This window comes from Paraburkholderia lebeckiae (assembly GCF_050436225.1).
Classification (GTDB): domain Bacteria; phylum Pseudomonadota; class Gammaproteobacteria; order Burkholderiales; family Burkholderiaceae; genus Paraburkholderia; species Paraburkholderia tuberum.
This window is the reverse complement of the sequence record NZ_JBNDLU010000002.1, coordinates 3,722,931-3,748,570: the sequence shown is the minus strand read 5'-3', so window position 1 is coordinate 3,748,570 and position 25,640 is coordinate 3,722,931. Positions and strand designations below refer to the sequence as shown.

The following is a 25,640-nucleotide window of genomic DNA, read 5'->3' as shown; positions in this document are numbered from 1 at the left end:
AACAGGGTTTTCGGCCGCGGCGCGAGCGACGGCGGTGCAGGCTTGGCGTACCGCACCATAACGGGCCGCGGGGCGGCGAACAGCAAGCGTAACGCACTTGCATGACGGCTGTGCATTGGCCGAACGGACGACTGCACCTGAGCGTGTCAGTCATGGCATCATGGCTTGATCAATGTCCCCGGTTCTGTGCGCCGACCTGCGATGAAATCGTCTTCCCCCCGCTCCGAACGCAGCGCACGCTGTCCGCGCTGCGGCAATGCTTTCGACTGCGGCATGCAGACCGAGCCGTCCAACTGCTGGTGCCGCGCGCTGCCGCCGCTATCGGTCGAGCGGTTAAAGCCAGGCGGCCGGTGTCTGTGCCCGGAGTGTCTTGCCGCGGAGATTGCACAGGCGACACACGAGGCGAGTGAGCATGAGCGGCCGTGATGGTCCGGTTTGTCCGGGGCGATCAGAAACCGCCGACGCGCGGCGATGCTGCGCCACCAGCCCGCAGATCGCGCGCAATCTCTTCCAGCGCCGGCTCCCATTCGCCGAACCGCGGCTGCCGATCCGGGGCGATCGCGTCGGCGTGCCGGCTGGCCATCTGGAGCGTGTAGCCGGCGCGGAATTGTGCGACGGCGTTTCCCGGGTCGAGTGGGGCAATAATGGCGGCGAGTTCGAGCGCCTCCGGCAGGGCGCTGCTGCGCGAGCAATGCGGCGATGAGCGCGTCGAGCGAGGCGTCGTCGAGCGGGTGCAGTTTGGCCGCGGCGGCGAAGCAACGGGCTTCATCTGCCGTGGCGCCACTGGCTCAGGCCGCGGCGGCTAACGGGTAGACTAGGGTCATGCACCGTATAACCAACACCGGCCGCGTCAATCTCGGTCATCTGTTCTGGCTGCGCAGCCTCGCGATCATCGGTCAGCTGCTGACGATCGCGTTCGTGCAGGTCTTCATCGGCGCCAATCTGCCGTTGCCCGCGATGCTGCTCGTGATCGGGCTCGAAGTGCTGTTCAACGCGCTCACGTGGTGGCGCGTGTCGCAGCAGCGTCCCGAGTCCAACCTCGAGCTGTTCGGGCAGATCTGGGTCGATCTCGGGGCGTTGTCGGCGCTGCTGTTCCTGTCCGGCGGCACCACCAACCCGTTCGTGTCGCTGTATCTGCCATCGCTTGCGATCGCGGCGGCCGTGCTGCCGTGGTATCTGATGGCATGGCTCGCGGCGTTCGCGGTCGCCTGCTACGCGATGCTCAGTTTCGATTCCGTGCCGCTCAATCTCGAGAATCCCGCCAACCTGTTCGACTACTACCGCTCGGGCATGTGGGTCAACTTCATGGTCAGCGTGGGGCTGATTGCGTGGTTCGTCGCGCGCATGTCCCGAGCGCTGCGGCTACGTGACGCAGCGCTTGGAGAAGCGCAGCAGCGCTTGCTCCACGACGAACGGGCGGTCGCGCTCGGCGTGCAGGCGGCCACCGTGGCACACGAAATCGGCACCCCTCTGTCTACAATCGCGATGTTGTCCGAAGAATTGCGCGACGCGGCGCGGACCGACGCGGGACTCGCCCCCTACCGCGCCGATCTCGAGCTGCTCGAGCAGCAGATGATGCTCTGCACCTCGGCGCTCGCGCGGTTGCGCAGCCGCGCAACGACCACGACGAACCGCCAGCCGGTCGACGAATGGCTCGAATCATTTGCCGGGCAATGGCGCCTGCGCCATCCTCACGTGAAGTTCGAGCGGCTTGGCACACCGCCCGCCGATGTCAGTCTCAACGACACGGTGGCCGTCAGCCAGATACTGACGATCCTGCTCGACAACGCCGCGCGCGCGAGCCGCGATCACGTGACACTGTCCTGCGCGCTCGCGCCACACGGCGACCAGATCGTGTTCGAAGTGTGCGACCACGGTGCGGGCATTCCGGCCGCGCTGCGAGGCTCGCTCGGCGCGATGCCGGTGGAGAGCACGCAGGGCGGTCACGGCGTCGGCCTGTATCTGGCGTTTTCGGCGGCGGCGCGTCTGAAGGGATCGATCGAGCTGACCGACGCCAACGGCGGACGGCCGCGCGGCACGCGTGCGGTGCTGCGACTGCCGCTCGCCGCGCGCAAGATTTCCGGAGCGAGCCCACATGGCGCCGCGCCATCCAACACGGAGAGACAGGCATGAGCGAAAAGAATTTTCTGGTGATCGACGACGACGAAGTGTTCTCCGGCATCCTCGCGCGCGGCTTGACGCGGCGCGGCTACACGGTGAGCGAAGCACACAACGCGGACGAGGCGATCCGGCTCGCGAATCAGCAGAAGTTCAGCGAGATCACCGTGGACCTGCACCTCGGCAACGACTCCGGCCTGACGCTCGTCGCGCCGTTACGCGATCTGCAGCCCGATGCGCGCATGCTCGTGCTGACCGGCTACGCGAGCATCGCCACCGCGGTGCAGGCGGTCAAGGACGGCGCCGACAACTATCTCGCAAAGCCCGCCAACGTCGAGACGATCCTGTCGGCGCTGCAAAGCGAGGCGAGCGCGTTGCAGGCCGAGGAAGCGATCGAGCATCCGCAGCCGCTGTCGGTGGCGCGGCTCGAATGGGAGCATATCCAGCGTGTGCTCGCAGAACACAACGGCAATATCTCGGCGACCGCGCGCGCGTTGAACATGCATCGGCGCACGTTGCAGCGCAAGTTGGCGAAGCGGCCGGTGAAGCAGTAGGCGGCGATCGTCTGGCGCGGCGCTGGCTGCTCGAGGCGCCGCCGCGTGAAGGGCGACACAAAACAAAACGGGCTGCCCATGCGAAGGCAGCCCGTTTTTTCATGCATCAGCGCTTCACGCTGTCACTGCGCATGTCACAGCACGTAGCGCGACAGATCCTCGTCTTCGGCGACTTCGTTCAAAGCGCGATCGACATACGCCGCGTCGATCTGCACTGCACGGCCCGAATGATTGCCGGCCGAAAACGACACTTCTTCGAGCAGTTTTTCAATCACCGTATATAGACGCCGCGCGCCGATGTTCTCGGTCTTCTCGTTGACCGAGTACGCGATCTCGGCGAGACGGCGGATGCCGTCGTCGGCGAATTCGAGGTGCACGTCTTCTGTCGCGAGCAGGGCCTGGTATTGTTTGACGAGGCTCGCGTCCGTCGACACGAGGATCGATTCGAAGTCGTTGACCGACAGCGAATCGAGCTCGACGCGAATTGGGAAGCGTCCCTGCAGCTCGGGAATCAGGTCGCTCGGCTTCGCGAGATGAAACGCGCCGCTCGCGATGAACAGGATGTGATCGGTCTTCACCATGCCGTACTTGGTGTTGATCGTCGTGCCTTCGACGAGCGGCAGCAGATCCCGCTGCACGCCCTGACGGGACACTTCACCGCCGCCCGCTTCGTTGCGCGACGCGATCTTGTCGATTTCGTCGAGGAACACGATGCCGTTCTGCTCGACGTTCTGCACCGCCTTGCTCTTCACCTCTTCGTCGTTCAGCATCTTGCCGGCTTCTTCGTCGGTGAGCACCTTCAGCGCTTCCTTGACCTTCATCTTGCGGCGCATCTTCTTGCCGCCGCCGATGTTGGCGAACATCGAGCGGATCTGCTCGGTCATGTCTTCCATGCCCGGCGGCCCCATGATGTCCATGCCGACCTGCGGCTGCTCGACGTCGAGCTCGATTTCCTTGTCGTCGAGCTGGCCTTCGCGCAGGCGCTTGCGGAACGTTTGACGCGTCGTGCTGCCTTCATCGGCGGTGTCGGTCGAGCTCGAGCTCGAACCGAAGCCGACCGGCCGTGCGGTTGGCAGCAGGATGTCGAGGATGCGGTCTTCGGCCAGATCGCCGGCCTTGGTCCGCACTTTGCGCATTTCGGTTTCGCGGGTCTGCTTGACCGAAATTTCGATCAGGTCGCGCACGATGCTGTCGACGTCGCGGCCCACGTAGCCGACTTCGGTGAACTTGGTCGCTTCGATCTTGATGAACGGCGCGTCCGCGAGCTTCGCGAGACGCCGCGCGATTTCGGTCTTGCCGACGCCGGTCGGTCCGATCATCAGGATGTTCTTCGGCGTGATTTCCTGGCGCAGCGGATCGTCGACCTGCTGACGGCGCCAGCGGTTGCGCAGCGCGACCGCCACGGCTTTCTTCGCGCGGCCTTGGCCGATGATGTGTTTGTCGAGTTCGGAGACGATCTCGGCGGGGGTCATGGTGCTCATCGATGGGTCCTTACTCGATCGTCTCAATGACGCGGTTATGGTTCGTGTAGATGCACATGTCGCCGGCGATTTCCAGCGACTTCTCCACGATGTCGCGCGGCGACAGCTCGGTGTTGTCGGCAAGCGCCTTCGCGGCCGCCTGCGCGTACGCACCGCCCGAGCCGATCGCACAGATGCCGCCTTCGGGATCGAGCACGTCGCCGTTGCCGGTGATGACGAGCGTGGTGGTCGCGTCCGCGGCGATCAGCATCGCCTCGAGACGACGCAGCATGCGGTCGGTGCGCCAGTCTTTCGCGAGCTCCACGGCCGCCCGCGTCAGATTGCCCTGATGTTTTTCCAGCTTCGCCTCGAAGCGGTCGAGCAGCGAGAAGGCATCCGCCGTGCCGCCGGCGAAGCCGACTAGCACCTTGCCGTTGTAGATGCGCCGGACCTTCTTCGCGCCGCCTTTCATGACGATGTTGCCGAGCGTGACCTGGCCGTCGCCGCCGAGCGCCACCGTGTTGCCCCGGCGCACGGAAACGATCGTCGTGCCGTGAAATTGCTCCATATGCGTTCCTCTTTGCAAAACAGGTAGGACGCGGCAGCGCTGTGTGCTACCGCATGAATCCAGTCAGCGGACGGCGCGCCGGCTGGCGCGCTCATGAGCGCATGTCCGATCTATTTTAGGGCGCGCGCGGTCATATCAAGATCCGCCGGAAGGCCTAGGACGAAAAACTGAGAATCCGCTCAGGGAGCCTGAGAAACGAGGCGGGAAGGGACGGCGGGGCGGGACGGATGGCGGAGCATGCGCGGATGTCGCGCAAAAAGAAAAGGCGCACGGTTCACCGTGCGCCTCTCGACGAAGCAGCGTTTTCAGGGCGCCAAGCCGAAGCCGCGCCGCAGATAATCAGTCGCCGAACAGCTTTTGGCGCAGTTCGCGGCGCTCCTGGGCTTCGAGCGACAGCGTAGCCGTGGGCCGCGCGAGCAGACGCGGAATGCCGATCGGCTCGCCGGTTTCCTCGCACCAGCCATAGTCGCCCGCCTCGATTCGCGCGATCGATTGCTGCACCTTCTTCAGCAGCTTGCGTTCGCGGTCGCGCGTGCGCAGTTCGAGCGCATGCTCTTCCTCGATCGTGGCGCGATCGGCCGGGTCCGGCACGATGACCGTTTCGCGCAGGTTCTCGGTCGTCTGGCCGGCATTGCGGAGAATGTCCGCCTGCAACTGTTCGAGCCTGTTCTTGAAGAAGGCGAGCTGATCCTCATTCATGTAATCCTTGTCGCTCATCTTCAGGATTTCGGCTTCGGTCAAGAGTCGTTTCGTCGTCATCTGGCTTACTTCTTCAATGTGAGGCAAAACTCATAGTGCCCGCACTTTCGTATTGCCCGCAAACGCGTCGCGCGGACGCGCAGCGCAGGGTGGCCACGAACGTTGGACTGTCGTGACGCCGAAGCGCCTGGCGCCCACACACCGGGCGTTGCTAGCTACGCCGCTGCGGGGCCGAACTCCTCTGGAAACCGATTCACACATGCTCCTGAGGCATCGCTCGCCGACGAGCGCGTGCCCTTTCAGGCCGTGCCCGCCGGCGTTTTCGGCGGGTCTCCGGACAAGATTTTCCGGCGCCGTTTCAGGCCCGTCGCGGGATACGCGCGACCGGGCAATTCGTTGTCATTCTCCAGTGGGCACGTATTGTAACTGAATCACAATTCGGCACCGCAACTGCTGAAAGCCGGCCTGCGGCGCAGCGATATCCCGAAAATATAACGCGCAGAAAGCCAAAAAGCGATGGTCGTGCACGCTTTAATACAGCAGGGTTTTCACGCGTTTTTCATATGACCTGGATTCGAAAGTCCTCGGCGCCGCGGCGTCGCCGTTTCAGCAGAGGATTCACGCCCGCGCAGTCGGCGGCGGGCGTCTCACCGCACTACAACTAGCACGGTGCATGCCGCGCTGCGCGCGGCGTGTCGTGGGCTGCTCCGAGGCTTGCTTGCGCGACGGCGCTGCGCCCGCTCAGGCGAGGCAGGCGTCGAGACCGTCGGTGATCAGGTCGCGCGGCAGTTCGATGCCGATGAACACCATCTTGTTGGTCTTCTTCTCGGCCGGTTGCCATTTTGCGGCGAGGTCGCTGCCCATCATTTGATGCACGCCCTGGAACACGACCTTGCGATCGACGCCCTTCATGTACAGCACACCCTTGTAGCGCAGCAGGTGCTCGCCATAGATCTGCAGGATGCCGCCGAGGAAGTCTTCGAGCTTGTTCGGATCGAACGGACGATCGCTGCGGTACACGAACGACTTGATCTTGTCGTCGTGATGCGCATGGTGGTGATGTCCGTGATCATGGCCTTCGTGATCGCAATTGGCGTGATCGTGGTCATGGTCGCCTTGCGTGTGGCCGTGCTCGTCGTGCGCGTGCGCGTGGCTATGCGCGTGTTCGTCTTCACTCAGGAAGTCCGGATCGATTTCGAGCTTCGAGTTCAGGTTGAAGCCGCGCAGATCGAAAATTTCCTTGATGTCCGCCTCGCCGAAATTGACGACCTTGATCGCCGCCTTCGGGTTCATGTGCAGCAGACGGTGGCGCAGATCGCCCACGTGCCGCTCGTCGACGAGATCGGCCTTCGTAATGAACAGCCGGTCCGCGAAACCGACCTGGCGCTGCACCACTTCGTGCTGGTCGAGCTGATGGTTCGCATGCTTCGCGTCGACCAGCGTGATGATCGCGTCGAGCAGGAATTCGCTCGCGATCTGGTCGTCCATGAAGAAGGTTTGCGCGACCGGGCCCGGATTCGCTAGGCCGGTGGTTTCGATCACGACGCGGTCGAAGTCCACTTCGCCCGCCTGCTTCTTCGCGGCCAGATCGTTGAGCACGCGCGACAGGTCGCCGCGAATCGTGCAGCAGATGCAGCCGTTGCTCATCTGGATGATCTGCTCGCTCGTGTCCTGCACGAGGATCTCGTTGTCGATGTTCTCTTCGCCGAACTCGTTCTCGATGACGGCGATCTTCATGCCGTGCTTTTCGTTCAGGATGCGCTTGAGCAGGGTGGTTTTGCCGCTGCCGAGAAAGCCGGTCAGGATGGTGACTGGAATCATGTGGGTCGCCTGTAAGTCGTGTAACGGTGCGTGATCGGACGCTAGCGCGCAAGGCTAGCCAGATGCGTTAGGCGGGCCGCCGCAGCCAGATGGCGCGAGCCCTGTCCAGCCGGTTATTGGAACATATTTGCCAGCCGGGCGCAGGGGCGGCCGCCCTGCGGCCGGCTGATGGCCGCCTGCGCGGGAGGCTGGCCGCTGCCGCCGCCGCCACGCGCAATCACCGGGAAATAAGGGCGATCAGGCGATTTGCAACAGCAGCCCCTTCAGATACTCGCCTTCGGGGAACGCAGTGAGCAGCGGATGATCGACGCCCGCGCCAAGGCGCTTCAGGATGCGTGCGTCGACGCGTGCGTCGGCGGCCGCGCCCGCCACGATCTTCTGGAACAGCTCGGGATCGATCGCGCCCGAGCACGAGAACGTGAACAGCAAACCGCCCGGGCGCAGCAGCTTCAGGCCCGTCAGATTGATGTCCTTGTACGCGCGCGACGCGCGGTCCACGTGCTCGCGCGATGGCGCGAATTTCGGCGGATCGAGCACGATCAGGTCGAAGCGTTCGCCTTCGTCGTAGAGGCGCCGCAATGTCTTGAACGCGTCGGCGTCTAGCCAGTTCGCGCGGTCGGCGTCGAAGCCGTTGGCCGCGACGTTCTGCTGCGCGAGCGCGAGCGCTTCCCCCGACGAATCGACCGACACCACGCGCTTCGCGCCACCCTTGAGCGCCGCGAGCGAAAAGCCGCCGGTGTAGCAGAAGCAGTTCAGCACGTCGCGGTCTTTCGCGAACTGCTGCACGAGCAGGCGGTTATCGCGCTGGTCGACATAGAAGCCGGTCTTGTGGCCGTTGCGCACGTCGACGTGATAGCGCACGCCGTTTTCGCTCGCGATCAGCTTCTCGGAAGGCGGCTCGCCGGCGAGCACGCCCGTGATCTGCTCGAGCCCTTCCTTCTGACGGATCGACACGTCCGAGCGCTCGTAGACGTTCGGGCAGCCGGTCGCGCCGACCAGCGCCGCGACGATCGCGTCCTTCCACGCTTCGACGCCGGCCGCCATGAACTGACAGACTATCTGGCTGCGCTGATCCGCGACGTCGGCGACGTAGTAATCGACGATCAGGCCCGGCAGACCGTCCGCCTCGCCGAAGATCAGCCGCACCGCGCCGGTGTCGCGCACCATCGCCTGACGATGCGCGAACGCGCGCTGCACGCGGCGCTTGAAGAACGCGTGATCGATCGGCTCGGCTTCGTCGAAGCTCCAGACGCGCGCGCGGATCTGCGAGTGCGGGCTGTAGGCGGCGCGGGCGAGAAAGCGGCCATCGTGCGCGCGCACGAGCACGGTCGCGCCGGGCGCGGGGCGACCGTCGACGTGCTCGATCGCATTGGCATAGACCCACGGATGCCGGCGTAGTAGCGATTTTTCTTTCGACGGTTTGAGCGTAACGGTATTCATCAGGTGTAGGTAAAGTGCAAGCGAAGGCGGCGCGTCGTGGCGCGCGGCGTCAGTCGCGTGATCAGTTGCGTTTCTTTGCGCGAGGATGCGCGCTGTCGTAGACGTGGGCGAGGTGCTGGAAATCGAGGCCCGTATAAACCTGCGTCGCGGTGATGCTCGCGTGGCCGAGCAGCTCCTGCACGGCGCGCAGGTCGCCGCTCGACTGCAGCACGTGCGTCGCGAACGAATGACGCAGCACGTGCGGATGCACGTTGGCCGGAATGCCGGCGGCGAGCGCCGCGCGCTTCACGCGCTCGCGCACGACGTTCGGCGACAGCCGGTTGCCGCGCGCCGACAGGAACAGCGGATGCGGATCGTGGCGGACCATCGGTTCGCGCACCGCGAGCCATGCGTTCAGCGCCGCGACCGCCTTGCTGCCCACCGGCACGACGCGACGCCGATTGCCTTTGCCGAGCACTTCGACTTCGCCGGAATCGAGTTTCAGCCAGCCGGCCGAGCGATAGCCGTCGACGTCGGCGAAACGCACGTCGAGGCCGACCAGTTCGGCGAGGCGCAGGCCCGACGAGTAGAACAGCTCGAGCATCGCGTGATCGCGCAGGCCTTCGGGCGAGTCGGCGGGCGGGCTGTCCATCAGGCGTGCGGTGTCGTCGACGGAAAGCGCCTTCGGCAGCGTTTTCGCCTGCTTCGGCGCGCGCACCGCGGCGACCGGATTGGCCGGCAACTCGACTTGGCCCGCGAGCCAGCGATAAAACGCACGCCATGCCGACAGCCGATGGCCGATCGACCGCGCGGTGAGACCGCCCGCATGCGCGCGCGCGACGGCGCCGCGGATGTCGACGGCGGCGAGGCTTTCGAGCGCTCGGCCTTTGGCGAGCTGCTTCAGTTCCGCGAGCTCATGCGTGTAGCCGCGCAGCGTGTGCGCCGACAGTCGCCGCTCGTGCTCGAGATGCGACAGGTAGGCGGCGATCGGGTCGGCGGCGGTCACGGTACGGGTGACGTTGCGTGGCGCGGCTCAGCGCGGCAGCAGCCGGCTCAGCGCGGCGCTCGCGAGCGCGCCGATCTGCGTGAGGAAATCGGTGGCCATGCCTTCGTGGAAGCGTCGCGGGTCGGATGAGCCCATCACGAGCAGGCCGAACGTCGGCGCGTCTTCGGCGCCTTCGGGGTCGCGCAGCGCGAGCAGCGCGATCGATTCGGTGCTCTGCGCCGTCCCGTTCGACGCGACGCCGAGGTCGTCGGTCGCGCTCGTTGTCGCGCTTGCCGCCGGGTTGGTCGTCCCGTTGGGCGCGACCGCAGCTTGCGCGAGCCATTGCGCGGCCTCGAAGCCGGTGTTCGCGCCGCAGTACGGCGTGCTCAGGCTGCCCGCGAAAATGCGCACTTCCTCGCTGACGTGGCGCGCGAAGTCCGCCTGCGCATACGGCTCGGCGACGTCCCACACGCGCAGTGCCGCTTGCGGCACGTCGAAGATGTCGCGCAGACCGCCGGCGATCGTGCGCGGCAGCGCGTAGGGATCGCGCTCGGCCATCACACGGATGGTCCAGCGGTTGAATTTCGACGCGATGCTGTCGTTCTCGTGACCGTAGCGCAGCAGTTCGGCAAGACGCCGCTCCAGATGCTTGTTCTTGTCGCGCAGCATCTCCATCTGCCGCTCCTGCAGCGACACCGCGGCTTTGCCGTGCGGGTTCGCGAGCCGGATCGTCGCGAGCGTTTCCGCGTGTTCGACGAAGAATTCGGGATTGGCGAGCAGGTATTCGGCGACTTCGCGTTCGTTCATGGTTTCGGCTAGAGGACTACGGGATGGCCGCCTCACGGCGGCGCGTCGGTCAATGAGTTAGACGGAGGGCGCCATGTCGGCCGGGCTGGACGGATTGTGCTGCGACGAGTCCAACGAGGCGTTCGACGCCTCTTCGGCCAACTCGATCTCCCCTTCGAAGACGGTGGCTGCGGGGCCGGCCATCAGTAGCGGCGCGCCTGGGTGGGCGCTGTCCCACGTGATGGTCAGATCGCCGCCGTGCGTATGTACGAGCACCGGCGAATCCAGCAGCCCGCGCCGGATGCCGGCCGCGACCGCCGCGCACGCGCCGGTGCCGCACGCGAGCGTTTCGCCCGCGCCGCGTTCGTAGACGCGCAGCCTGATCTCGTTGCGGTTGACGATCTGCATGAAGCCCGCGTTGACCCGCTGCGGGAAGCGCGTGTGCCGCTCGATGGCCGGACCTTCGACGAGCACCGGGAACACCTCGGCATCGTCGACGACCTGCACGGCGTGCGGATTGCCCATCGACACCACCGACATCCAGCGCGTCGTGCCGTTCACGTCCAGCGGCCAGAGCGTATCCGCGCCTTCGCGGCGGCCTTGCAGACCCTTCGTCGCGAACGGCACGAGTTCGGGATCGAACACGGGTGTGCCCATGTCGACGATCACTTCGCCGTTGTCCTGCATCGTCAGCGTGATCGTGCCTTTCTGGACCTGCACGCGCACGCTGCGTTGGTCGGTGAGACCGCGCTCGCGCACGAACTTGACGAAGCAGCGCGCGCCGTTGCCGCAGTGTTCGACCTCGCCGCCGTCGCAATTGAAGATGCGATATCTGAAATCAACGCCTTGGACGGTCGGCTTTTCGACCAGCAGCAACTGGTCGGCGCCGACGCCGAAATGGCGGTCCGCCAACGCGCGCACCTGCGCCGTGGTTAGATCAACCGGTTGGGTATAGCCGTCGAGTACGACGAAGTCGTTGCCCGCGCCGTGCATTTTGGTGAATTTGAGCTTCACGTTTTCCGTGTATCCGTTGCTGCCTAGGGCTTCGCGCGTACGGGCGGAGCCGAAAATCCCGGCCTCACCGGCTGTTGGGTGAATCACCCATTGGAGCCGTGCTCGGCCAATTGCAGATGATACACGTTGGCACATCGGAAACGGTACGGCAGGAAAGGAGCCCAGCCCCACCTTCAATACACCCCCGGCACCCCCGGCGGGCGTGTCTTGAACCGCTTGTGCACCCAGTAATACTGCTCGGGCATCAGCGGAATCTGCTCTTCGAGAAACTCGTTCATGCGTCGCGCATCAGCGTCATCGTCGCCGGTCGGATAGTTATCCCAAGGCTTGAAGACCCTGAGCCGGTAGCCCTTGTAGTTCGGCAGCACCTCGCCGATGAACGGTACGACCTGCGCGTGCCCGACCTTCGCGAGACGGCCGACCGCGGTCAGCGTGCAGGTCGGCACGCCGAAGAACGGCACGAACGTCGAATTGCGCGCGCCGTAGTCCATGTCCGCGCCGAGCATCACCGGTTTGCGTTCGCGCAGCCAGCGCAGCACGACGCGCGCGCTATCCGCGCGGCTCGCCATGTCCGCGCCGAAACGCGCGCGCGCTGCTTTCGCGACTGCCTCGAGCTGCTGATTCGACATCGGCTGATAGAGGGAGCCGCACTGGCGCTTAAGCGAGTAGTTCAGAAAAATCGAACCGGCCTCGATGCCAACAAAATGAAAGCCGAGAAACAATGTGGGCGGCAGGTTCGGATCCGTCAGGTCGATCGCGCTGTCGAGCTGGATCAGCTTTTCGAGCTTCTTCGCCGAGCCGAACCACTGCACGCTGCGCTCGAGATAGCTGCGGATCGCATGACGGAAGTGTTTTTGCGCGACGTCCTTGCGGCGCTCGTCGCTCCAGTCGGGGAAGCACAGCTTCAGATTCATATGAACGATGCGCTTGCGACGGCTCGGGATCTGGTAGAGCAGCCAGCCGAGCCCGTTACCGAGACGGGCGACGAAGCCATAAGGCAACAGCGCAAAGAGTTTGAGCAGCCCGATCGCGAGCTTCGCGCCGTAGCGGCTCAGCATGCAGCCTCCAGGCGCGCGGCGCCGCAGGGGGCGAAATTGTGGAAAGCGGAAAAATAGACGTGATACCGCACTCGTTTTGACTCTGTGACATTCAAGGGAAGTCGCTATAATAAGGGCTTCGCCGAGTTAATAGACAACTTGCGGGGCGAAGCCGGCGGGTGCGATCCATGGGTTTCCATGGGTTTTGCGTCCATCGGTCAGGTAATCCGCTAAAGCGTCGCCGCTTCAGACTCCCGAAGTCGGCTACGTGGAACGCAACCGTAACCACTAACAGGAGTCTGCAACGTGGCAAATGACTATTTCTTCACTTCCGAATCCGTTTCCGAAGGCCATCCCGACAAAGTCGCGGACCAGATCTCGGACGCGATCCTCGACGCCATCCTCGCTCAAGACAAGTACTCGCGTGTCGCGGCCGAAACGCTGTGCAACACGGGTCTCGTCGTGCTGGCCGGTGAAATCACCACCACCGCGAACGTCGACTACATCCAGATCGCGCGCAACACGATCAAGCGCATCGGCTACGACAACACCGACTACGGCATCGACTACCGCGGCTGCGCGGTGCTCGTCGCCTACGACAAGCAGTCGCCGGACATCGCCCAGGGCGTGGACCGCGCGCACGACAACAACCTCGATCAAGGCGCGGGCGACCAGGGCCTGATGTTCGGTTACGCGTGCGAGGAAACGCCGGAACTGATGCCGCTGCCGATCCACCTGTCGCACCGCCTCGTCGAGCGTCAGGCGAATCTGCGCCGCGACGGCCGTCTGCCCTGGCTGCGTCCGGATGCCAAGTCGCAGGTCACCGTGCGCTACGTCGACGGCAAGCCGCATTCGATCGACACCGTCGTACTGTCCACCCAGCATTCGCCGGACATCGATCTCGACACGCTGCGCGAAGCGGTGATCGAGGAGGTGATCAAGCCGACGCTGCCGGCCGAACTGATCAAGGGTGACATCAAGTTCCTCGTGAACCCGACCGGTCGTTTCGTGATCGGCGGTCCGCAGGGCGATTGCGGTCTGACGGGCCGCAAGATCATCGTCGATACGTACGGCGGCGCGGCGCCGCACGGCGGCGGCGCATTCTCGGGCAAGGATCCGTCGAAGGTGGACCGCTCGGCAGCGTACGCCGGCCGTTACGTCGCCAAGAACATCGTGGCCGCGGGCCTCGCGTCGCGCTGCCTGATCCAGGTGTCGTACGCGATCGGCGTCGCCCAGCCGACCTCGGTGATGGTCAACACGTTCGGCACCGGCCGCGTGTCGGATGCGACGATCACGGAACTCGTGCGTCAGCATTTCGACCTGCGTCCGAAGGGCATCATCCAGATGCTCGACCTGCTGCGCCCGGTCTACGAGAAGAGCGCGGCGTATGGTCACTTCGGCCGCGAAGAGCCGGAATTCACGTGGGAAGCCACCGACAAGGCGCTCGCACTCGCCGAAGCGGCAGGCACTGAGCCGGTCGCGGCGCTTGCCGAATAAGCGCGAGCCGATCGCCGCTTGAAAGCAAACAAACCCCGCCGGCGTGAGCCGGCGGGGTTTTTCTTTGTCGATCGATGGAGTAGCGAAGCCGCCGCGCGAAGCACCTCGTCGAGGCGGCGCGCTCGAAGTCTTGCGGCGCTCGAAGTCAGCCCAGCGGTGAACGCCCACCCGGTCAGCAGATCAGCGGTCTAGCCACTCGACGCGCAACTGCAACTCACCGGCCCAGCAATCTCACCGGCTCGCAAACGCAAACGCGAACCACCCGCTGCTGCTCGTCGACAGGCGACGCGGTCGGCGGCTCGCAGGCGTGCGCACCGCCGGCGCGCGTTTCGCGACCGCGAGGCGCAACGGTGTCGGTTTGCGCAGCAGCGTGCGCAGCGACAGACGGCGCGTGCCGCTCTGCTGGCGTAGCGCCGAGAAGAACGTATGGAACCAGGTGCGAAAGCCGTCGACGGCCTTCGCGTCGCGCCACTGCTCGCCGAGCGCGCGGGTGCGCGCGGCATGATGGCGCAGCGCTCGCATCATATGGCGGCGCGCGGGACGCGCCGCTTTCAGCGCGGCGCGGGTAAGACGGGTGCTCAAAAGAGTATGCATGGCTTCACATTTAGGCAATGAACCGCACGTCGGCGCGTGCACCGGATGTGCACGGACAAACAGCACCATATGTGCCAATGACGGGGTTGCGATGAACGGCCTGAAAGCGGGAAATTCGGTGCGGGTCGTGGCGCGGGAGATCGCGACGCGAAACACGGCGCACAGCGCAGCGAAGGTACAACGCGGAGAAACCGACGGCACGGGCCCTGACGGCCTGCGCGCAACAGAAAACTGCGTAAGCGACGATCGACATGCGAGCAGACTACACGGGAATCGTGACGTCAGAAAGTCGGTTATTACCCGTGAGACTGGATTTCTTCGCGGATCGAATCGTCGCGGATGCCAGTTTGCAGTCACCCTTTACGGGCGATTTGCGTGCGCGTTTGCCCAGCGAATGTGCGGTGCGGGCGCGCCGCGCGCCTGAAACCGGTGCATTGGCGCGCCGCGAAAAGCGAAGGCGAGCGGCGCAAAAGATCAGCAGGACGCAGGGGCCTCTCGCGGTGAACCAACGCATCCCGATCGCGCCCGTTTTACAATCGAACATCAGTTAGTCGACGGTAACGGAACGCCATGTCACTCCATTCGAAGAAAGAGCAGATTCAAACGTTGCGGGAGCAGGGTTTTGTCGTCGTGCCAGGACTCGTGTCGCCCGAGCGTTGCGACGAACTGAAGCGGATCGCGCAGCGGCAGCTGCAGGAAGCGGCGGCGCCGATCGAATTCGAAGCTGATTTGCAGTATCCGGGCGCGCCGTCATCGAAGGATGCTCCGGGCGGACATACGGTGCGGCGCCTGCTCGACGCGTACGGTCGTCACCCCGCGTTCGCGCAATGGGCGACCGCGTCCGAAATCCGTGGCTGGATGGAGCTGTATTTTGGCGAGGAGCCGCGTCTGTCGCGCGCGCATCACAACTGCATGATGACCAAGCACCCCGCGTACGGCAGCCTGACCGGCTGGCATCGCGACGTGCGCTACTGGTCGTTCGAGCGCGACGATCTGGTGTCGGTGTGGCTCGCTGTCGGCCCGGAAACCGTCGATAACGGCGCGCTGTGGTTCGTGCCGCAATCGCACGGCGCGGCGTTCACATCGGACCGTTTCGACGAAGCGAAGTTTTTCCGCGCGGATCTCGCCGAGAACGAGGCTGCGATCCGCAGGGCGGTGTCGCCCGAACTGAAGACCGGCGACGTGGTGTTCTTTCACTGCAACACGCTGCACTCGGCCGGCAAGAATCTCAGCGATGAGGTGAAGTTCTCGCTGGTGTTCACCTATCACGGCGCAAGCAATGTGCCGCTGCCCGGCACCCGCTCGGCCGCGAAGCCCGAGATCGCGTTCTAGATTATTTTGGTCGCGGGCCTCGCGCCGACGCTCAGCGCTTGCGCCCCGACATCGCGATTCCCGTCAGCCCGGCGAGCGTCGCCACCACGCCCGCGACGATCAGCACGATCGCCTTGTTGCTCGGCGAGCCGGTAAAGAAGCGCGACACGTCGCTGCTCACCGAATTGAACGCCTGCCCGCCGAAATACAGCAGCACGTTACCGCCGACAATCAGCGCGATCGAAATCGCTTTCGTCATCTGCACCTCCCATCAACCTGAACCGGCCAGAGTGTAGGTGAGGCGTGCGTGCTCGTCCATCCCGCATACTGGTTGCGCTGCAAGCGCCGCGTCGATTGGCTAACATAGCGGTCCGGCCGCACTGCGGCGACGCCACAACAACAAATTTTCCCGGCAGCACGCCTCCCGCAACGCGCGAATCCTCACGCCCGCCATCCTCGGGCGATCTCATCGACAAGGACACTAGCAATGGCTTACGAAGCAGCTTCAGAACGCTATTCGGACATGCAATACCGCGTCTGCGGCAAGTCGGGTCTCAAACTGCCGGCGCTGTCGCTCGGCCTGTGGCACAACTTCGGCGACACTACGCCGATCTCGACGCAGCGTGACATCCTGCGCACGGCCTTCGACCTCGGCATTACGCACTTCGATCTGGCGAACAACTACGGCCCGCCGTACGGCAGCGCGGAAACCAATTTCGGCCGTCTGTTCAAGGACGATTTCAAACCGTATCGCGACGAGTTGCTGATTTCGTCGAAGGCCGGTTGGGATATGTGGCCCGGTCCGTACGGCCAGGGCGGCGGCTCGCGCAAATATGTGCTCGCGAGTCTCGATCAGAGCCTGAAGCGCATGGGCCTCGATTACGTCGACATCTTCTATTCGCATCGCTTCGACGCGCATACGCCGCTCGAGGAAACCGCGGGCGCGCTCGCGAGCGCGGTGCAGCAGGGCAAGGCGCTGTACATCGGCATCTCGTCGTACTCGTCGGCGAAGACGCGCGAAATGGCGAAGCTGCTCGGCGAATACAAGGTGCCGCTGCTGATCCATCAGCCGTCGTACAACATGCTGAACCGCTGGATCGAACACGATCTGCTCGATACGCTCGACGAAGTCGGCGCGGGCACGATCGCGTTCACGCCGCTCGCGCAGGGATTGTTGACCGGCAAGTACCTGAACGGCGTGCCCGCCGATGCGCGCGTCAACAAGCCGGGCGGCGGTTCGCTGAAAGACGAGCATCTGAGCCCGCAGAACATCGAGCACGTGCGGAAGCTCAACGACATCGCGCAGCGCCGTGGTCAAAGCCTCGCGCAGATGGCGCTAGCGTGGGCGTTGCGCGATCCACGCGTGACGTCGGTGCTGATCGGCGCCAGCCGCGCGGAGCAGGTGCGCGAGAACGTCGGCGCGCTGAAGAACCTCGCATTCTCGGCCGACGAACTCGCCGAAATCGATCGCTATGCGACCGAAGGCGGGATCAATCTGTGGGAAAAGCCGTCGACCGATCAGGCGATCTGATCGCGTGAGGAGCCGTCCGCGCAACAGGCGGACGGACACAAGGGCAAAACGAAGCCGCACGCACAGCGTGCGGCTTTTTTGCAGGTATTTCGCCGCGCCGCTACACGAGCGCCGGCAGACCCTCGACCAGCGCCACCGCGCACATTACACCGATCAGCGCGCCCAGCACACGCAGCCCGTTGTGTCGCAACTCGGTCTTGCAGGGCAGCGCGCCCACGAATAGCGCGCCCGCCAATGCCATCGGAATGACCAGGATGAAATCGCCGATCGTAAAGTAGGTCATCTTCGTCTCCTCCCATGCGGGATGGTTGCTATGTCGTTCCAGCAGAGGCCGCGGCTTCGAAATCATGCAGCCCCATTGCACGAATCGAGTATAGGAGACCGATGGAACGGCGCGACGGCGCAAGCTGGCGCGTCGGCGCTTATTCGTAAGCTGCTGAACCCAGGCGCGGCGCGGCCTGCGGCGATTGGCGCGGTGCAACAAAACGCGGCGGGAAATAGCAAACGTTCGCTTACGCAAGCCTTTCGTTTTGCCGCCGATCCATGCGGATTGGCTGATTGCGGCCGGCTCGCGGTGCCTGCACCGCGCAACGCGACCGATGCGCCGGGCTATTCGCGCCCGCGCAGGCGGCTCGCCGCGATCAAGCCGATCACGAGCAGCGCACCGACTAGCCCGACGACACCGTTCCAGCCATGACCGGCCCACACATGGCCGCCATACGAACCGACCAGGCTCGAGCCGATGTAGTACGCGAGCAGATACAGCGCAGCGGCCTGGCCTTTCGCGTCTTTCGCCAGACGCCCGACCCAGCCGCTCGCGACCGAATGCCCGGCAAAGAACCCGAACGTCACGCAGGCGATCCCGGTCGCGATCGCCGCGAGCGGATGCAGCATCGTCAGCGCGAGGCCGAACACCATCAGCAGCAGGCTCCCGATCAGCACGCGCGCGCGGCCGAACGTGTCCGCCATGCGCCCGGACCATGGCGACGCGACCACGCCAACCAGATAGACGATGAAAATCGCGCCGATCTCCGTCTGATTCAACCGATACGGCGGCGCGAGCAGCCGGTAGCCGATGTAGTTGTACAGCGTGACGAAGCTGCCCATCAGCACGAAGCCGAGCAGGAACAGCAGCGGCAGACCCGGTCGCGTGAACTGTCGCAACAGCAGCGTGCGGTGATGCGCGAAGCCGAGCCCGCGGCGCGGCACGAAATGGCGCGACGGTGGCAGCAGCGCGCGGAACGCGAGCATCGACAGCAGGCCGAGCACGCCGATCGTGCCCGATCGCGACGCGCCACGAAAACAGATCCGCGACCACGCCCGTGATGACCCGCCCGGCCATGCCGCCGATCGCCGTGCCGCCGACGTACAGGCCCATTGCGAGGCCGAGGCCGTCGGGATGCACTTCCTCGGCGAGATAAGCCATCGCGACGGCCGGCACGCCGCCGAGCGCGAGCCCTTCGAGCGTACGCAGCACGAGCAGCTGGTGCCAGTGCGGCGCGACCGATACGCCAATCGTCAGCACCGACGACACCGTCAGCGACAGCGTCATCAGCTTGTGCCGGCTCCAACCCTCGGAGACGAAACCGGCGACGAAGATCGCGAGGGCGAGCGCGGCAGTGGATAGTGACAACGACAGACTGCTTTGCGCCGGCGTCACGTTGAACGCTTCGGAAAACGACGGCAGCAGCGGCTGCACGCAGTAGAGCAACGAGAACGTCGCGTAGCCGGCGAACAGCAGCGCGAGGCTGGCACGCCAGTACGCGCGCGAGCCGCGTTCGAGATAAGGGATGTCCGACACGGTGGTGGTGCTCGCGGAAGCAGCGGAAGCTGCGCCGCGGGAGGGAACGGCAGATGCAGTCCGCTGGGATTGCGGCGGCAGGGTCACAACAAAACTCCTTGGGTCACACGGAAACGCGCAAAAGTGTTAAGGATACGCTGAAAACGCGTTTCAAGCCGGCGTCGCGGGTAACGCGGCGTGCTATCGGAGCGGCGTGCGCTAGACCGCGACGCCGCGGTGTGCCCGCAGCGCTCCATTCGCAGTACGTCGCGCGCCTATCTCCCGGCGCTAGCCGTGCGCCCCGGCTTCACTGCCCGGCGCCGGCGCCCGCGTCGCCCCCGAAGTCGCCGTCGACGGATGCACGAGCGCGTCGTCGCCCGGCAGTGCCGACGTATCCCAGCCGCCGCCGAGCGCCTTCACCAGCGCGACGCTCGCGGCCATCCGGCGGCGCGCGATCGCGACCGCGTTGCGCTCGTTGGTCAGCGCGGTCGTCTGCGCGACGACCACGTCGAGATAGGTGATCGCGCCGTTCCGGTAGCGGTCCGACACGACCGCGAGAGCGCGCCGCGCAGCCGCGACCGCGTCGTCCTGCGCGGCGGCTTCCTGTTCGAGCACGCGCAGCGCGGCGAGATTGTCCTCGACCTGGCCGAACGCGTTCAGCACCGTCTGCCGATATTGCGCGACGCTTTCGTCGTAATGCGCGCGCGCCTGCTCCTTGACCGCCGCGCGGCCGCCGAAGTCGAGCAGCGTGCCCGCGAGCGTCGGCCCGAGCGACCATAGCCGGCTCGGCGCGAGCAGCCACTGGCTGTAATTGGTCGCTTCGAGGCCGCCCGTCACGGCCAGCACGAGGTTGGGGAAAAACGCCGCGGTGGCCACGCCGATCTGCGCGTTCATCGCGGCGACGTGCCGCTCCGCCGCCGCGATATCGGGACGCCGTTCGAGTAAGCCGGACGGCACGCCGGTCGCCGCGACTACCGGCATCGCGACGAGCGGTGCGACCGGCAAAGTGAAAGTAGAAGGCGGCTGGCCGATCAGGATCGCTATCGCATGTTCGAGCTGCGCGCGCTGCACGCCGAGGTCGAGCGCCTGCGCCTGGGTCGTCTTCAGCTGTGCTTGTGCCTGCGCGACATCGGCGTCGGTCGCGATGCCACCGGCGTAGCGATGCTGCGTCAGTTCGAGCGCCTGCTGGTAGGCCTTGATCGTGTCGTCGAGCAGTTGACTCTCCTGATCGAGTCCGCGCAGCTCGAAATAATCGGTGGCGAGCTCGGCCTGCATCGACAGCAGCGCGGCGTCGACGTCGGCGGCGCTCGCCTGCGCGCCGGCCTTCGCGCCTTCGACGCTGCGCGACACGCGGCCCCACAGATCCGGCTCCCACGACGCGTCGGCCTGCATCAGATAGTCGTTCAGCGTGAGACCGGCGGTCGATTTATGCAGCACGTTCTCCGAGGTCCGCGTGCGCGAATACTGGGCGCCCGCGGTGACCACCGGGAAGAATTGCGAGCGATATTGCGCGACGGTCGCGCGCGCCGCGCGAAAGCGCGCTTCGGCGGCCTGCACGTCCTGGTTCGCGCTCGCGACCTGCGGTTCGAGCGCATCGAGCGATGCGTCGCCGTAGATGCGCCACCACGCGCCCCGCGTGAGCGTATCGGCCGGTTGCGCTGGCTTCCAGCCGGTGCCTTCGAGTTCGCGCCAGGTCGCGGGCGTGACGGCGGCGGGCTTCACGTAGTCCGGGCCGACGGTGCAGGCGCCGAGCGCGCCGGCGAGGCTCAGCGCAACTGCCGAGGCGCAAACGGAAACGCTCGCCGACCCAGCCGCGAACCAAGCCAATGACGCAACCACGCGCCGCCAAACCGACCTCTTCATGATCACGTCCTCGCGGCCGACCGCGCGCCGCCTTGCGCCGCCGGCGAGCTGCCCGCCGCGCCGGTCGCACCCGCCGCCCCAGCCGCGCCCTCCGAAGCCGCACCGCTTTCCGCCTTGCGCGGCACGATCCGCACCGGCGCGCCATCGACGATCGAATCCTGCGGATTCAGAATCACCTGCTCGTTGCCCTGCAAACCCGACACGATCGCGACGCGCGTGCCGAAGTCCGTGCCGAGCGATACCGGCAGCAGCTTCACCTTGTGCTGCGGATCGACAGTCGCGACCTTGACGCCGTCGGGGCGGAACAGCAATGCGTTGCCCGGCAGCGTGAACGGCGCCGTGCCCGCGCCGAGCGCGAAATGCACCTGCGCGTACGCGCCCGGCAACAGCTCGCCGCTGCGATTGTCGACGTCGACTTCGGCGAGCATCGTGCGCTGCTGCGGATCGACCGCGCCGGCGGTGCGCGCGACCGTGCCCGGGTAGTGCCGCGACGGCGTCTCGGTCAGCGTCAGAAACGCGCTCTGCTGCGCGCGAACCTGCTGCGCGTATGCCTGCGGCACGTTCACGTAGACGCGCAGGCGGTCCGCCTGGGCGACATGAAACAGCTCCTTCGCGGGACCACCCGAGCTGCCCGCGTCGATCAGCGCGCCGACGTCGACGTTGCGCGCGGTCACGGTGCCGTCGAACGGCGCATAGACCTTCTGGAACGACTGCGTCTTTTCGAGTCGCGCGACGTTGAAACGCGCGGCGTCGAGCGTGGCTTTTTTCGCGAGCATGTCGCCGACTTTTTCGTCAGTCTCCTGCTTCGACACCGACTTGCTGCTGAACATATCTGTCCAGCGATCGGCTGTGCTCTTCGCGAGCGCGTAATTCGCTTCGGCGTTCGCGAGGTCGGCGCGGGCGGCGCGCAACTGGTCGTCGACTTCGGGCGTGTCGATTTCCGCGAGCAGCTGGCCGCTCTTCACGCGGGCGCCGATGTCGGCGTACCACTTCTTCAGATAGCCGTTGGTGCGCGCATAGATCGGCGTATCGAGAAAGGCCTGCACATTGCCGGGCAACACGAGATCGAGCCCGGCCGACGACTTCTGCGGCTGCACGACTTCGACGCTCATCTGGCTCGCGTGCTCGGCATCGCGTTCGAGCGCCGCATGCGCATCGTGGCGCGACCAGATGCCTTGCGCGGCGAGCGCGAGCACGGCGACGGCGGCGGCGATCATGATCAGGCGCGCGCGTCGCGCTTTCGCCGGGTCATGCGCGGTGTGGCCACCGGAACCAGAGCCTGAACCTGAGCCGCCGGGACGTTGTGCTTCCATCAAACTTCCCCTTCGAAATTGCGTGGGCAGTCGATGCTGCCTCTTATGCCGTGGCATCGCACGGTGCGCGTGCCGGCTTGTACGGTCATCGCGTGCTGGACGTTCATGGTTTCTGCACCACATGTTCCGCGGCACGCTGATGCCGCGCCGCGAGCCGTCGATAGATCATCGAGAACACGACCGGTACGAAGATCAACGTGGCCAGCGTGCCGAGCGCGAGCCCGCCGATCACCGCGCGTCCGAGCGGCGCGTTCTGCTCGCCGCCTTCGCCGAGCCCGATCGCCAACGGCACCATGCCGATCACCATTGCGAGCGCGGTCATCAGCACCGGGCGGAAACGTGTGAAGCCCGCTTCGATCGCAGCGCGCGTCGCGTCGCCGTGCAGCAGCAACTGTTCGCGCGCGAAGCTGATCACCAGAATCGAGTTCGCGGTCGCGATGCCGATACACATGATCGCGCCGGTGAGGGCAGGAATCGACAGCGTGGTGTGCGTGAGGAACAGCATCCACACGATGCCCGCGAGCGCACCCGGCAGCGCAGTGATGATGATGAACGGATCGAGCCACGACTGGAAGTTGACGACGATCAGCAGATACACGAGCAGCACCGCAAACAGCAGACCGGCGAGCAGGCCCGAGAATGACGCGTTCATCGTTTGCACCTGGCCGCGCAGTTCGATCGTCGAGCTCTTCGGCAGCTCGGTTTTCGATGCGTCGATGACCTTGCGGATGTCGTCGGACACACCGCCGAGATCGCGGCCGTCGGCGGTGCCGTAGATGTCGATCGTGGTCTGCGCGTTGTAGTGCGTCAGCACCGCGTTGCCGGCTTCGCGGCGCATCGTCGCGAGCGAGCCGAGAATGTTGCTGCGGCCGTTGGCGTTGAGCGGAATGTTCGCGAGCGATTGCAGCGAATCGATCGTGTATTGCGGCGCTTCCGTGATCACGTTGTAGCTGACGCCATTGCGCGGATTGAGCCAGAACGTCGGCGTGGTCTGTTGGCTGCCCGACAGCGTGATCAACAGATTGCTCGCGATATCGCGCTGCGAAAAACCCGCTTGCTGCGCGCGCGTGCGATCGACGTCGATGAAGATCCGCGGCAGATCGGCGGGCTGCTGGATGCGCGCATCGGCGAGACCCGGCACCGTGCGCAGACGGTGCAGCAGGTTCGCGGCGAACGCGCGATTGGCGGCCACCTCACGGCCAACGATCTCGATATCGATCGGCGACGGCATGCCGAAATTGAGCGTCTGACTGACGATATCGGCAGGCAGAAACGCGAACTGCATGCCGGGGAATTCGTCGCTGAGCGTGCGCCGCAATTTGCGCACATAGCCGGCACTCGGATGATGATCGGGGTTCAGCGTGATCAGGATGTCCGAGTCGGACGTGCCGATCGTGCCCGTGTTGCTGTACGAAAGGTTGATGCCTGACACCGGCAGACCGATGTTGTCGATGATCGAATGCAGTTCACCGGCCGGAATCAGCTGACGGATGCGCGCATCGACACGATCGGTCAGCACCGCGGTTTCCTCGACGCGCATGCCGGTTTTCGCGCGCATGTGCAGCGCGATCGTGCCGGCATCGACGGCGGGGAAAAAGTCGCGGCCGATAAACGGCAGCAACAGCAACGAAGCGCAACAGCAGGCGAGAAACAGCGTGACGAACAGTCCCGGTCGCGCGACACGCGCTTCGAGAAACACGCGGTAGCGCTCGCGCAAACGCGAGAAACCGCGCTCGAACGCGTAGTGCATGCGCATGAACGGATTGCGCGTTTGCACCGGTGCGTGGTGTAAATCCGTGGGCTTGTGGTGATAGCGCAGCAGATATTTCGCGAGCGTCGGCACGAGCGTACGCGAGAAGAAGTACGACGCGAGCATCGCGAACACCACCGCTTCGGCAAGCGGAATGAACAGATAGTGCGCGACACCGGTGAGCAGAAACATCGGCACGAACACGATACAGATCGACAGCGTCGACACCAGCGTCGGAATCGCGATCTGATGCGCACCGTCGAGAATCGCCTGTTCTAGCGTCTTGCCCTGTTCGAGCTGATGGCTGATGTTTTCGATCGCAACGGTCGCATCGTCGACGAGAATCCCGACCGCGAGCGCGAGCCCGCCGAGCGTCATGATGTTGATCGTCTGACCGAGCGCGGACAACGCGATGATCGACGTGATCATCGACAACGGAATCGATACCGCGATGATCAGCGTCGCGCGCCAGTTGCCGAGGAACAGCAGAATCATCAGGCCCGTCAGGCACGCGGCGATCAGCGCTTCACGCAATACGCCCTGCACGGATGCACGCACGAACAGCGATTGGTCGGCGACGGGGTCGATATTCAGCGACGGCGGCACCAGATTGCGCAGCGTCGGCATCATCGTCTTGATGCGGTCGACGATATCGAGCGTGGACGCGTTGCCGCTTTTATTGATCGTCAGCAGTGCGGCGCGCTGGCCGTTCACGCGCACGATGTTGGTCTGTGGCTGGTAGCCGTCGCGCACGTGCGCGACGTCGCGGATATAGATGGTGCCGTTTGCCGTGGTGCGGATCGGAATGTTGTTGAGCCCCGCGAGGGAATCGGGGCTGCCGTTCATTTCCACCGAGTACTCGGTCGAGCCGATTTTCGCGGTACCCGAGGGCAGGATCAGATTTTGCGCGGAGACTGCGTTGACCACGTCGATTGGCGACAGATTGCGCTCCTGCAGCTTGCGCGAATCGATGTCGACCATGATTTGCCGCTGCTTGCCGCCATACGGCAGCGGCGCGGATGCGCCCGGAACGGTGGCGAGCTGCGTCTTCAGGAAGTTATTGCCGAAGTCGTAGAGTTCCTGCTCGGTCAGCGACGCGGACGACAACGCGAGCCGCAATATCGGCACCGTCGACGCGTTGTAGCGCAGGATGAACGGCGGCGTGATGCCGGGCGGCAGCGAGCGCACTTGTGATTGCGACAGCGCGGTGACCTCGGCGAGCGCTTCGTCGATATTCGCGCCCGGCTGGAAAAAGATCTTGATGACGGTGATGCCGTTCAGCGATGTGGATTCCGTATGTTCGATATCGTTGACCGCCACTGACAAGCCGCGCTCGTAGTTCAGCGCGATGCGCCGCTCCATTTCGTCGGCGGGCAGGCCGTTATACGACCAGATGACCGAGAGCACCGGAATATCGATGTTCGGAAAGATGTCGGTGGGCGTGCGCAGAATGGTCAACGGTCCGACGATCAGCAACAGCAGCGCCAGCACGACGAACGTATAGGGGCGCCGTAGCGCGAGACGAACGATCCACATGACT

23 protein-coding genes and 1 pseudogene are annotated in these 25,640 nt (G+C 65.0%); 7 read left to right on the top strand and 17 right to left on the bottom strand.

Annotated features, from left to right (window positions below):
• Nucleotides 1–201 precede the first annotated feature (201 nt).
• On the top strand, nt 202–426 hold the full coding sequence (locus OKW45_RS31880) for a cysteine-rich CWC family protein (protein WP_084754011.1): 225 nt from the start codon (nt 202–204) through the stop codon (nt 424–426).
• A 22-nt stretch (nt 427–448) separates the two neighbouring features.
• On the opposite strand, the gene OKW45_RS31875 is transcribed toward OKW45_RS31880, so the two are convergent.
• Complete coding sequence (locus OKW45_RS31875) at nt 449–769, bottom strand: hypothetical protein (RefSeq protein WP_429472934.1); 321 nt, start codon at nt 767–769, stop codon at nt 449–451.
• Between the two features lie 53 nt (nt 770–822).
• Between OKW45_RS31875 and OKW45_RS31870 the strand changes: the two genes are divergently transcribed.
• Both OKW45_RS31870 and OKW45_RS31865 read left to right on the top strand, forming a co-directional pair.
• A complete protein-coding gene (locus OKW45_RS31870; RefSeq protein ID WP_429472933.1) occupies nt 823–2,133 on the top strand; it encodes an ATP-binding protein in 1,311 nt (436 codons plus the stop codon).
• Complete coding sequence (locus OKW45_RS31865) at nt 2,130–2,672, top strand: response regulator transcription factor (protein ID WP_018419102.1); 543 nt, start codon at nt 2,130–2,132, stop codon at nt 2,670–2,672. Before OKW45_RS31870 ends, OKW45_RS31865 begins: the two co-directional genes overlap by 4 nt.
• Before the next feature lie 134 nt (nt 2,673–2,806).
• Here the strand turns inward: OKW45_RS31865 and hslU are convergent, their stop codons facing one another.
• From hslU to OKW45_RS31820, 9 genes are all read right to left on the bottom strand, one after another.
• The gene (gene hslU / locus OKW45_RS31860) at nt 2,807–4,153 is read right to left on the bottom strand and encodes an ATP-dependent protease ATPase subunit HslU (RefSeq protein ID WP_018419103.1); all 1,347 of its coding nucleotides are present in this window, start codon (nt 4,151–4,153) and stop codon (nt 2,807–2,809) included.
• A 10-nt stretch (nt 4,154–4,163) separates the two neighbouring features.
• The gene (gene hslV / locus OKW45_RS31855) at nt 4,164–4,700 is read right to left on the bottom strand and encodes an ATP-dependent protease subunit HslV (RefSeq protein WP_018419104.1); all 537 of its coding nucleotides are present in this window, start codon (nt 4,698–4,700) and stop codon (nt 4,164–4,166) included.
• Nucleotides 4,701–5,039: 339 nt separating this feature from the next.
• Nucleotides 5,040–5,459, bottom strand: a complete 420-nt coding sequence (gene dksA / locus OKW45_RS31850) for an RNA polymerase-binding protein DksA (protein ID WP_008923580.1) — start codon at nt 5,457–5,459, stop codon at nt 5,040–5,042.
• A 681-nt stretch (nt 5,460–6,140) separates the two neighbouring features.
• Nucleotides 6,141–7,220, bottom strand: coding sequence for a CobW family GTP-binding protein (locus tag OKW45_RS31845; protein WP_018419105.1), 1,080 nt, complete (start codon nt 7,218–7,220; stop codon nt 6,141–6,143).
• A gap of 237 nt (nt 7,221–7,457) precedes the next feature.
• On the bottom strand, nt 7,458–8,660 hold the full coding sequence (locus tag OKW45_RS31840) for a class I SAM-dependent rRNA methyltransferase (RefSeq protein WP_429472932.1): 1,203 nt from the start codon (nt 8,658–8,660) through the stop codon (nt 7,458–7,460).
• A gap of 61 nt (nt 8,661–8,721) precedes the next feature.
• Nucleotides 8,722–9,645: a tyrosine recombinase XerC gene (xerC, locus tag OKW45_RS31835; RefSeq protein WP_429472931.1), complete on the bottom strand. Its 924-nt coding sequence runs from the start codon at nt 9,643–9,645 to the stop codon at nt 8,722–8,724.
• A gap of 27 nt (nt 9,646–9,672) precedes the next feature.
• Nucleotides 9,673–10,431: a DUF484 family protein gene (locus OKW45_RS31830; RefSeq protein WP_018419108.1), complete on the bottom strand. Its 759-nt coding sequence runs from the start codon at nt 10,429–10,431 to the stop codon at nt 9,673–9,675.
• A gap of 57 nt (nt 10,432–10,488) precedes the next feature.
• A complete protein-coding gene (gene dapF, locus OKW45_RS31825) occupies nt 10,489–11,424 on the bottom strand; it encodes a diaminopimelate epimerase (protein WP_429472930.1) in 936 nt (311 codons plus the stop codon).
• A 173-nt stretch (nt 11,425–11,597) separates the two neighbouring features.
• Entirely contained in the window at nt 11,598–12,482 is an 885-nt protein-coding gene (locus OKW45_RS31820) for a lipid A biosynthesis lauroyl acyltransferase (protein ID WP_018419110.1), read from the bottom strand.
• Between the two features lie 285 nt (nt 12,483–12,767).
• Between OKW45_RS31820 and metK the strand changes: the two genes are divergently transcribed.
• On the top strand, nt 12,768–13,958 hold the full coding sequence (gene metK, locus OKW45_RS31815; protein ID WP_018419111.1) for a methionine adenosyltransferase: 1,191 nt from the start codon (nt 12,768–12,770) through the stop codon (nt 13,956–13,958).
• 231 nt (nt 13,959–14,189) lie between these two features.
• On the opposite strand, the gene OKW45_RS31810 is transcribed toward metK, so the two are convergent.
• Nucleotides 14,190–14,552: a hypothetical protein gene (locus OKW45_RS31810; RefSeq protein WP_018419112.1), complete on the bottom strand. Its 363-nt coding sequence runs from the start codon at nt 14,550–14,552 to the stop codon at nt 14,190–14,192.
• A gap of 251 nt (nt 14,553–14,803) precedes the next feature.
• Between OKW45_RS31810 and OKW45_RS31805 the strand changes: the two genes are divergently transcribed.
• Together OKW45_RS31805 and OKW45_RS31800 are read left to right on the top strand one after the other, a co-directional pair.
• Nucleotides 14,804–15,103 (top strand): hypothetical protein, encoded by a 300-nt coding sequence (locus OKW45_RS31805; RefSeq protein ID WP_162633917.1) that lies wholly within the window; start codon nt 14,804–14,806, stop codon nt 15,101–15,103.
• 19 nt (nt 15,104–15,122) lie between these two features.
• Nucleotides 15,123–15,884 carry a phytanoyl-CoA dioxygenase family protein gene (locus tag OKW45_RS31800; RefSeq protein ID WP_429472929.1) on the top strand — a complete coding sequence of 254 codons (762 nt, stop codon included), beginning with the start codon at nt 15,123–15,125 and terminating at the stop codon, nt 15,882–15,884.
• Between the two features lie 31 nt (nt 15,885–15,915).
• On the opposite strand, the gene OKW45_RS31795 is transcribed toward OKW45_RS31800, so the two are convergent.
• Nucleotides 15,916–16,122 carry a DUF3185 family protein gene (locus tag OKW45_RS31795; protein WP_429472928.1) on the bottom strand — a complete coding sequence of 69 codons (207 nt, stop codon included), beginning with the start codon at nt 16,120–16,122 and terminating at the stop codon, nt 15,916–15,918.
• 228 nt (nt 16,123–16,350) lie between these two features.
• On the opposite strand from OKW45_RS31795, the gene mgrA reads away from it, so the two are divergent.
• Nucleotides 16,351–17,394, top strand: a complete 1,044-nt coding sequence (mgrA, locus tag OKW45_RS31790; protein ID WP_429472927.1) for an L-glyceraldehyde 3-phosphate reductase — start codon at nt 16,351–16,353, stop codon at nt 17,392–17,394.
• 100 nt (nt 17,395–17,494) lie between these two features.
• Here the strand turns inward: mgrA and OKW45_RS31785 are convergent, their stop codons facing one another.
• From OKW45_RS31785 to OKW45_RS31765, 5 genes and pseudogenes are all read right to left on the bottom strand, one after another.
• Nucleotides 17,495–17,677, bottom strand: a complete 183-nt coding sequence (locus OKW45_RS31785) for a hypothetical protein (protein WP_090805541.1) — start codon at nt 17,675–17,677, stop codon at nt 17,495–17,497.
• Between the two features lie 326 nt (nt 17,678–18,003).
• Nucleotides 18,004–19,282: pseudogene (locus OKW45_RS31780) on the bottom strand (MFS transporter).
• 180 nt (nt 19,283–19,462) lie between these two features.
• Nucleotides 19,463–21,037: an efflux transporter outer membrane subunit gene (locus OKW45_RS31775; RefSeq protein ID WP_429472926.1), complete on the bottom strand. Its 1,575-nt coding sequence runs from the start codon at nt 21,035–21,037 to the stop codon at nt 19,463–19,465.
• A gap of 2 nt (nt 21,038–21,039) precedes the next feature.
• Nucleotides 21,040–22,350, bottom strand: a complete 1,311-nt coding sequence (locus tag OKW45_RS31770; protein ID WP_429472925.1) for an efflux RND transporter periplasmic adaptor subunit — start codon at nt 22,348–22,350, stop codon at nt 21,040–21,042.
• A 103-nt stretch (nt 22,351–22,453) separates the two neighbouring features.
• A complete protein-coding gene (locus OKW45_RS31765) occupies nt 22,454–25,636 on the bottom strand; it encodes an efflux RND transporter permease subunit (protein ID WP_429472924.1) in 3,183 nt (1,060 codons plus the stop codon).
• Nucleotides 25,637–25,640 lie beyond the last annotated feature (4 nt).